The 8,848-nt window shown below is 73.4% G+C and carries 9 protein-coding genes; 3 read left to right on the top strand and 6 right to left on the bottom strand.

What is annotated here, in order from left to right:
* Positions 1-121: 121 nt before the first annotated feature.
* The 3 genes from HKK72_RS31675 to HKK72_RS31665 all read right to left on the bottom strand — a co-directional run bounded on the left by HKK72_RS31675 (position 122) and on the right by HKK72_RS31665 (position 2,413).
* Positions 122-565: a hypothetical protein gene (locus HKK72_RS31675; protein WP_187238112.1), complete on the bottom strand. Its 444-nt coding sequence runs from the start codon at positions 563-565 to the stop codon at positions 122-124.
* Positions 562-1,092, bottom strand: coding sequence for an RNA polymerase sigma factor (locus HKK72_RS31670; protein ID WP_187238111.1), 531 nt, complete (start codon positions 1,090-1,092; stop codon positions 562-564). Before HKK72_RS31670 ends, HKK72_RS31675 begins: the two co-directional genes overlap by 4 nt.
* A gap of 136 nt (positions 1,093-1,228) precedes the next feature.
* Positions 1,229-2,413, bottom strand: a complete 1,185-nt coding sequence (locus tag HKK72_RS31665) for a S8 family peptidase (protein WP_187238110.1) — start codon at positions 2,411-2,413, stop codon at positions 1,229-1,231.
* A 200-nt stretch (positions 2,414-2,613) separates the two neighbouring features.
* Here HKK72_RS31665 and lnt point away from each other — a divergent pair, with 200 nt between their 5' ends.
* The 3 genes from lnt to HKK72_RS31650 all read left to right on the top strand — a co-directional run bounded on the left by lnt (position 2,614) and on the right by HKK72_RS31650 (position 5,726).
* Positions 2,614-4,101, top strand: coding sequence for an apolipoprotein N-acyltransferase (gene lnt / locus HKK72_RS31660; RefSeq protein WP_187238109.1), 1,488 nt, complete (start codon positions 2,614-2,616; stop codon positions 4,099-4,101).
* A gap of 145 nt (positions 4,102-4,246) precedes the next feature.
* Positions 4,247-4,741: a DUF3145 domain-containing protein gene (locus HKK72_RS31655; RefSeq protein ID WP_187238108.1), complete on the top strand. Its 495-nt coding sequence runs from the start codon at positions 4,247-4,249 to the stop codon at positions 4,739-4,741.
* Positions 4,742-4,982: 241 nt separating this feature from the next.
* A complete protein-coding gene (locus HKK72_RS31650) occupies positions 4,983-5,726 on the top strand; it encodes a hypothetical protein (protein ID WP_187238107.1) in 744 nt (247 codons plus the stop codon).
* Between the two features lie 119 nt (positions 5,727-5,845).
* Here the strand turns inward: HKK72_RS31650 and HKK72_RS31645 are convergent, their stop codons facing one another.
* The 3 genes from HKK72_RS31645 to HKK72_RS31635 all read right to left on the bottom strand — a co-directional run bounded on the left by HKK72_RS31645 (position 5,846) and on the right by HKK72_RS31635 (position 8,547).
* Entirely contained in the window at positions 5,846-6,676 is an 831-nt protein-coding gene (locus HKK72_RS31645; protein WP_187238106.1) for a sulfurtransferase, read from the bottom strand.
* A gap of 101 nt (positions 6,677-6,777) precedes the next feature.
* Positions 6,778-7,896, bottom strand: coding sequence for an alkaline phosphatase family protein (locus HKK72_RS31640; RefSeq protein ID WP_187238105.1), 1,119 nt, complete (start codon positions 7,894-7,896; stop codon positions 6,778-6,780).
* Between the two features lie 66 nt (positions 7,897-7,962).
* A complete protein-coding gene (locus HKK72_RS31635) occupies positions 7,963-8,547 on the bottom strand; it encodes a DUF5998 family protein (RefSeq protein ID WP_187238104.1) in 585 nt (194 codons plus the stop codon).
* Between the last annotated feature and the right edge of the window lie 301 nt (positions 8,548-8,848).

Below are 8,848 nucleotides of genomic sequence, written 5' to 3'. Positions count from 1 at the left end.
GCGAGCGCCCGCAGAGCCGGCACCCGGTCGGCCGGCGCGCGGGCGCCGGACAGCAGGTCACGCGCGGCGGCCATCGCCCGCGGCGGGTCGGCGGCGGCCAGCCGGATCAGGTCGCCCTCGTTCACACCCGCACCCAGCTGGTGACGATGGAGCCGGCGTCGGGCAGCCGGAAGACCAGGCTCAGCAGACCCGACGGCACGCCCGACACGATGAAGTGACCGGTCCGGTCCACCCGGGCGGTGAGTTCACCGCTCAGGTGCCGCACCCGGACCTGCGCCGGCGCGGGCGGCGACAGCCGTCCGACGAGTTCGAGGTCGCGGCCCGCACCGCTGACCTCGACCTCCACCTCGAGGTCCGCTCCGCCGAAGGTGAGCAGCCGGGAGGTTCCGCGTACGCCGGGGGCGCCGGAGAGGCTGTCGGTCACGAGCTCGGCCAGCGTCGCGTCAGGCATCCGCCAGGCCAGCGTCGCCCGTCCCGCCGCGAGCACGCCTTCGGGTAGGGGTTCGAGGGCGGCGAACGCGGCCCGGACCTCGGCCATCAGCTCCTCTTCGGTCGCGCGGCTCACAGCACGCCTCCGATCCGCGCCCGCAGCGACGTCAGGCAGCGCGCCCGGGTCGGGCCGACACTTCCGATCGGGATGTCGAGCGCGGCCGCCACCTCGGCGTAGCCCGGTGACGACGCGAACAGCCGCAGCACGTTCCGGCACAGCTCCGGCAGGGCCTGGATCGCGGCCATCACCAGCCGCAGCCGCTCACGCTCGAGACACACGTGGTCGGGGCCCGGATCGGTGGCGGCGAGCGGCGGCAGCGACCGGCCGCCGCGGCCCTGGTGACGCAGCAGGCGTGCGGCCTCGTGCCGTGCGGTCACCGCCAGCCAGGTGCCCACCCGGTCAGGGGCACGGATCCGGTCGATCCGCTCGACCAGCCGCAGCCAGGTCGTCTGCACCACGTCCGCGGCGTCGGCCTCGCCCAGGCCGTGCGCGCGGGCCACGGACCACACCATGCGCGAGTAGCGCACGGTGAGCGCCGCCCATGCCGACTGGTCGCCCTTCCTCGCCCAGACGACCAGGTCGCCGGGTGCCGCGTCGCGCATCTTCGTCGTCCCTGTCGGGCCCACGAGATCCTCCGCCTCCTCGTTCGGCCCCCCACCGACCGGCCACACTAGAGCGAGCGCGGAACGTCACGGCGCAATCACCGAACGTGGTTATCGCATCGCCGTCGGTTCGTGTTCAAACCCTGATGATTACGCCGAGGCCGGGAAGGGTAGTGGCGCCCGCCGGATCGAGGACGCGGGCGGCGGCGACCGCGGCGGGCAGGTTCTCGGCCGCGGCCACCCGGGCGATCGCGCCCGCCACCGTCGGAGCCGCGAACGACGTGCCGCTCCACGTCGCGTACCCCTGGAACCGGTCGGGGTCGATCCCGCGGATCCACTGCCGCGCGCGCTCACGCGGGCCGTCGAACCGTACGAAGCAGCTGGCGACGCCGACTCCGGGCGCACAGGCGTCGACCCACCAGCCGTGGTTGGAGAACCACGCGCGTTCGTCGCCGTCCAGCGCCGCGACCGCGATGACCCATTTCAGCGCGGCCGGCCAGAACGGGCGATCACTCGCCGTGTTGCCCGCGCACGCCACGATGACGGTGCCCCTCCCCGCCCGCAGCCGGCCGACCGCGCGGGCCAGCACGGGTGAGGGACGGTCGTCGTAGGTGTGGCATCCGAGCGAGATGTTCACCACGTCGGCCCGCCCCCACGCGGCCAGCCAGGTGAGCGCGCGGATGACGTCGAACTCGTCACCGACACCGTCGCCGCCGATCACCTTCTTGGCGCGGATGCGCACCGCCGGGGCGTGCTGAAGGAGGACCCCGGCGATGAACGTCCCGTGACCGGCCTGCGCGTCCAGTTCGTAGTCGAGGTCGGCGTCGAGCACCTCGGCGACCTCCTCGCGCTGCTCGGCGTACCAGTCATGGGCGTCGTACCAGGGGTGCGGCGACAGCCCGGTGTCGAGGACGGCGACCGTCACCGGACGCGCGCCTGGCGCCGCGGCGATCGGCACCTCCAGCGGGTCCGCCGGGCGTGGCAGGTCGGCCGGGCCCGACCACCACATCGGCTGGCCGTGCACCAGATGGTTGGGCGCCACGGCCGGCCCGCCGCGCCCGCCGTCGCCGCCGAGCTGTGCGGCGAGCTCGCACACGTCGACCCTGGCCGCTGCGCGCAACCGCAGGCGGCACACTCCCGGTTCGTCCTGCCGCCCGTCGTACCAGCGGCGCACGAGGCCCTCGACGACCGGCGCGTCCCGGTCGGCGACCAGGATCTGGTCGCGCCGGATCAGGGCCGGACGGCCGGGTGTCGGCTCGACCGCGACGGCGTCGCGGTGGCGCGCGAGCACCCGTTCGAGCTGCGCCTCCTGGTCGAACACCTACGTAATGTGCCCACATCCGCACTCTCCGCAATCGCGACAGCGGCGCACTCGGCCGGTTCCGGTCAGCGCGGAGCCTGACCGGTCTCGGCCCGGCCGCTCCGCCGGACCACTCCGTCCACTCCGTCCGCTCCGGCCGGGGCCGTTCTACCGGCTGCCGGCCGATTGAGAAGCCGCCGCCCGGATGCGTTACTGGAGACATGGCCCTGGACACCGCCGCCGCGACCGCGCCGGGCACCCGGGCGGCGCGGGTCCGCACGCTGCTGGCGCTGCCGGCGGGGGCACTGCCGCTGCTGACCTTCCCCCGGGCCGACGCAGGCTGGCTCGCGTGGGTGATCCTCGTACCGGGGTTACTGATCATCCGGTCGGCCCCCGACGCGCGTACGGCGGCGGTGCGCGGCTGGTGGTTCGGCGCGGGCTACCTGCTGGCCGCGCTCTACTGGACCATCCCGAACATCGGTCCCGGGCTGCTGCTCGTGGCCGCGGTCTTCGGGGCGCTGTGGGCCGGTTGGGGGCTCGCGGCGTGGACGACGCTGCGCGACCCGGTCCGGCCGCTGCGGGCGCTGCTGCTCGTGCCGAGCGCGTGGGTCGCGATCGAGTACGCGCGGTCATGGCACGCGCTGGGGGGCCCATGGGCACTGTTCGGGGCGAGCCAGTGGCGGCATCCGGTGGTCCTCAGCCTGGCCGCGCTCGGCGGGGTGTGGCTGGTGACGTTCGCGCTGGTGGCCGTCAACACGGCCCTGGTGATCGCCCTGGTGTCTCCGCCTTCGCGGGTCCGCGCGCTCACCGCCGCGCTCGTGATCGGCCTGGCCGGCCCGGTGGCCTTCGCGCTGCGCGGCGAGCCGCAGGCGGTGCGCACCGTACGGGTGGCGCTCGTCCAGCCCGGCGTCGTACACGACCCGACCACCCGGTTCGCCGCCGGCGAGCGGATCACGAGGGGCACGCCGCCGGCCGACCTCGTCGTGTGGGGTGAGAGCAGCGTGGGCTTCGATCTGGAGCGCCGGGCCGACCTGACCGCCCGGCTGCGCGAACTCGCCAGATCGGCCGATCTGCTCGTCAACGAGGACGCGCGCGACGCGCGTGGCCGCATCTCCAAGAGCTCACTGCTGATCGGGCCGAACGGGATCCGCGGGCGCTACGTGAAGACGCGGCTCGTGCCGTTCGGGGAGTACATCCCCTTCCGTCCGGCGCTCGGCTGGCTGACGGCGATCAGTAAGGCGGCCGGCGAGGACCGGGTCCCCGGCACCGGCGTACGCGTGCTCCGGGCGGACGGCGTCACCATCGGGCCGCTCATCTGCTTCGAGTCCGCCTTCCCCGATCTCGGCCGCGAGGTGGCCCGGCGCGGGGCGCAACTGATCGTCTACCAGTCCGCCACGTCCACCTTCCAGGGCAGCTGGGCGCCCGCGCAGCACGCCGCCCTGGCCGCGGTGCGGTCGGCCGAGACCGGCCGTCCCAGCGTGCAGGCCGCGCTCACGGGCGTCTCGGCGGCCTATGACGCACGAGGCCGCCGGTCGACCTGGTTCGACACCGACCGGCGCGGCTCGGTCATCGCCACGGTGCGGGTGCCGGCGGCCACCGACCGCACGCCCTACGACCGGTACGGGGACCTCGTGGCCTATCTGGCGGTGGCGCTCAGCGGTGTCGCAGCGGCACGGCTCGGATACGGCCGGTTGCGGACACGGACATGACAGATGCCCTGGCCGCTCGTGGCCCGATCCGAATCACGGCTGGTGCGACTCCTGTCGATGGGGCACAATGAGGGGCGCGGATGCCTTCTTGGGGCGTATGAGGCCGTAGGGGAAGACGAGCCTCGGTACGCAACCAGGAGGTCCGGTGACCGCACGTGGCGTCTTTTACGTCCACTCTGCGCCGCCTGCGCTGTGCCCGCATGTTGAGTGGGCCGTCGGCGGTGTTCTTGGCGTGCCCGCATCTCTGGCGTGGACAGATCAGCCGGCCGCTCCAGGCACCATGCGCGCCGAACTGCGCTGGGAGGGCGGTCCCGGCACCGCCGCAGGCATCACGTCGTCCCTGCGGAACTGGAAACTGCTCCGATTCGAGGTCACCGAGGACGCGACGCCGGGTTCGGACGGCGTCCGCTACAGCTGCACGCCGTCGCTCGGCGTCTTCACCGCGGTGATCGGCGCCAACGGCGACATCATGGTCCCCGAGAACCGGCTCCGCCATGTCATGGCCGGCGCGGCGGGCGGCAAGTCCAATCTCGAGCATGAGCTCGAGCGGCTGATGGGCACGCCGTGGGACCACGAGCTCGAGCCCTTCCGGCGCGCGGGTGACGGCGCGCCGGTGCGCTGGCTGCACGCCGCGGGCTGAGCGGCGGCCTGCGGAGTATGCGTCGTTTGTCATTCTTGTCATCGTTTGTGGTCTTCTCGACGTCTCCGCGTCATGGCCTCAAGCGGCCGAGCCCACCCGAATCCGCAGAACTGTGTACAAGGACACAGAACGCCTGCGTCATCAGGGCTAAAGACTGAGGGAGGTGTGTCGACGGCTCGGCGTCATCCGGGCCGGCTTGATACACCGCAGACGTCGGCGAAGACTCCCTTGAGGAGGGCGTATGCCGAAGCCGCCCTTGGACCGGTTCACCATAGACATCGGCGGGAACGCGGCAGGCCAGGTCATCACGGGTCACGGCGACACCGCGCACCTCGGGCACGCCGAGACCGTACCGGCCGACGCGACACGCGGCGGGGCCGACGAGACCGGGACCGACGCGCAGGAGCGGCAGGACCGGCGGGCCGCCGGGCGGATCATCGTCGTGGCCGACGCGCAGGGCTCCGGGCGGCGGACCACCGACCGACAGCGGCTCCGCACGCGTCAGGACCTCTTCCAGATCTTCCAGACCGGCGCCGACGCCCTCGACCGGCCGCTGAACGACCTCGACCCCACCGACCGGGGAGACGGCCTCCAACTGGTCGTGTCACCCGAGGTCGTGTCACCGGCCGACCTGCTGGACGTGTTCCTCGTGACGGTCGCGGCGGCGCTCCACGAACACGCGGAGGCATCGAGCGACGCGACCCGGCTGCGGCTGCGTATCGCCGTGCACTTCGGCTACGTGGACCGCGCCGGCGAGGGCTGGTCGGGCGAACCGCTGGTGCACGCCGCCCGGCTGGTCGATGCCGACGAGGTGCGACTGCGGCTCCAGGACAGCAGGGACGCCTGCCTGGCGCTCGTCGTATCCGACGACTTCCACCGCACCATCGTGCGCCACGGTTACGCGCACGCGGGGCCCTCCGACTACGACCGGGTGGACGTGGCGGAGAAGGAGACCTCCTCACACGCGTGGGTCCGGCTCATCTGACCGCCCGCGGAACCCGCCTGCCGCCGGCGACCGGACGTCTCAGAACCATTTCGAGAGCCGGTGCTCCATCAGGGTGCCCTCGCCAGGGCGGCTGGTCCGCGTGCGCCGGAGACGTCGCGTCAGGATTCCCCGGTGGCCACCGGGTGGGCCGGGTCGGCGACCCAGTTGGACCAGGATCCGACATAGAGCGCGGCGGGGACTCCCGCGATCGTGAGGGCGAGGATCTCGTGCGCCGCCGTGACCCCCGAGCCGCAGTAGACCCCGACGTCGACCGCGTCGGTCGCGCCCAGATCCGCGAACCGCTCGCGCAGCAGCCCCGGCGGAAGGAAGCGGCCGTCGACGCCGACATTGCCCAACGTGGGAGCGCTCACCGCGCCGGGGATGTGCCCGGCCACCGGATCGACCGGTTCGACCTCGCCCCGATAGCGCTCGGCCGCACGCGCGTCGAGCAGCACCCCGCCCTTGGCCAGCGTCGCCGCCCCGTCGGCGTCCAGCGCCGGCAGCCGCCCCGGCCGGGCGGTGAAGTCACCCAGCGCTGCTTCGGGCACGCCGGTGGTCACGGAATGCCCGGCGTCGACCCAGGCGCGATAACCACCGTCGAGCACCCTGACCCGCTCGTGCCCGAAGTACCGCAGGGTCCACCACAACCGGGCGGCCGACGTGGAGTCCGCGTCGTCATAGGCGACGACCAACCGGTCGTCGCGCACGCCTGCCCGCCGCATGGCGACCGTGAACGCCTCGGCCGAGGGCAGCGGATGCCGGCCGAGCCCGCCCGGTGGGCCGGCCAGGTCCCGGTCGAGATCGACGAACGCCGCGCCGGGCAGATGGCCCCGGCGGTAGACCTCGATTCCGGGAGGTCCGGCCAGATGCCATCGGACGTCCAGCACGATCGGCGGCTGCTCGTCCGCGAGCGCTTGAGCGAGCGTGGGCACGTTGATGAGTGGGTGCACATCGCCAGTCTGAACCCTTACGCCCCGATACGGGAGGGCCGGTGCCCCGTCGCCCGATCCGGCCACGGCCGCGGACGGCCGCCGGCGGCCCTGTCCCCCGGTCACGCGGAAGCGCTCAGCAGCGGCACGAGCTGCTCGGCCGGCGTCATCGATCCATGCATGCCGATGAGGCCGGACTCCAGCGGCTCGGCGCCGGTCGCGACGATCGCGACGTTCCCGTACGGCACCGCCAGCACGTCGCCGATGCGCGGCAGCAGTTCCTCGGCCACCGGGCCGAACCAGCCGGCCGCCACGGCCTCCTCGCGGGAGAACACCCAGACCTGATCGCCAAGCAGCTCCCGCCAGGTGGCGAGGACGTCCGGCGTCGCGCCGGGCTCGGTGTAGAGGTGCCGGGCGCGCGGCTCGCCGCCGAGCAGCGCGACGCCCTGACGCAGCACCGTGACCTCGTCGACGTCGACCCGCTCGATCGGGTTGACCATGCCGTGATCCGCAGTGACGTACATAGCCGTCCCCGCCGGCAGCACCCCGGCGAGCTGCTCGGCGAGCGCGTCGACGAACCGCAGCTGGTGCCGCCACGCCGATGATCCCGCGCCGTAGACGTGCCCGGTGGAGTCCAGGTCGGGATGGTAGACGGTCACGTACGCCCGGTCGCCGAGGCGCAGCGCGTGTTCGGCGTGGGCGACGAGCTGACCCAGGCTGTCGGCAGGGAGGTAGTCGGCGCCGCGGTTCACGGCGCGCGACAGGCCGCTGTCCTTGTGCCGCCCGGACGCCACATAGGCGACGCTCACGCCGGCCTCCGCCGCCCGGGAGTAGGCCGTCGCGGCGGGTTGGAAGGTCAGCGGATCGACCTCGTCGGGCCACCGCAGGCAGTTCAGCAGCCGGCCGGTCTCGGGATTACGGATCTGGTAACCGAGCAGCCCGTGCATGGCGGGGCTGAGCCCGGTGCCGAGCGAGCCGAGGCTCGTCACGGTGGTCGCCGGGAAACCCGCCGTCAGCGGCCGGCCGGGAAGCGAGCTGAGGTAGGGCGCCTGCTCGGGATGGGCGCGCAGCAGCTCCCAGCCGAGGCCGTCGATCAGCAGCACGCAGGCACGCGGCAGCTCGGGCAGCTCCAGGACGTTATGACCGCCGGGGACTCGCAGCGCCGCCAGCACGGACGGCGCCAGGTCGGCGAGAGCCCCCGACCCGTAGTGCGGAACCGAAGGGGTTGCCACGGCGTTCATGCACCACCTTCCCGAGCGGGACGGGGCCGGACGCGCCATGCCTGCCCGGGCCCCGCCACGACGCCCTCAGGACCTGGTCGTGGCCTCTGACAGGGCACGCGAGAAGGCGAGGACCTGGGCGACCGCCTCGCCGCCGTCGGCGGCCTCACTGACCCGCAGCAGAAGATCGTCGGCGGTGAGGCTGCCGGTGTAGCCGTGGTCGGCCTCACATGCCTCGTCCCCGCAGGTGGCCGGCTCGACGTCGACATGGGCGATCGCACCCCAGCCGATGGTCAGGACGGCCTCGTTGGGCGCCATGCCCGGGACGTACGACGCCGGCTCCTGCACCACCCGGGTCAGCGCCACCGAGCGGATGCGGTTCAGCGGCACCGCCTCGGTGGTCGTGGAGGCGTGCGGGTGCGGCATCGTCTCGCCCGGCGGGTGCTCGTCGGTATGGCAGACCAGCAGCCTGGACGGCGACAGCACGAGAACGGTCACATGCCGCCGCACCTCCATCGCCGGGTCGAAAGTCGCCTCGTGGTGGATGACGTAGGCGATGACCTGCTCGGTGCCGACCGCGGACTCGACCGCGTCCGCGACCAGGGCGGGGTAGTACCCGCTGCGTTCGATCGCCGTGCGCAATCCCTGAGCGGTCGCTCGGGTATCCCTCATGACCCCCATCCTGCCCTGTCCCGGGTGTTACGCGCACATGGGAGGCCGAGGCAGCGGCCGCGCAGGCCTCAGGAGGCCGATCTCGGGTAAGGGAGAGGGGATGAACGTCGAGCCCCGGACGAGAGGGGTGCAGGGATTGTGAACACACCCGACACGCCGCCAAGCCTGCGGCAACCGCCCACGCCGCCCGGCCCGCCACCGATCCCGCCGACCGAGCCGCCGGTGCCGCCGCCGGCCCCGCCGCACCCGACCCCCCAGCCGCCCGGACCCGGACCGGCGCCGGGACCCGGCCCGGTACCGG

The organism is Actinomadura sp. HBU206391, assembly GCF_014323665.1.
Classification (GTDB): domain Bacteria; phylum Actinomycetota; class Actinomycetes; order Streptosporangiales; family Streptosporangiaceae; genus Actinomadura_C.
The sequence above is the reverse complement of the archived record's forward strand: the minus strand, read 5'-3'. Positions and strand labels throughout refer to the sequence as shown.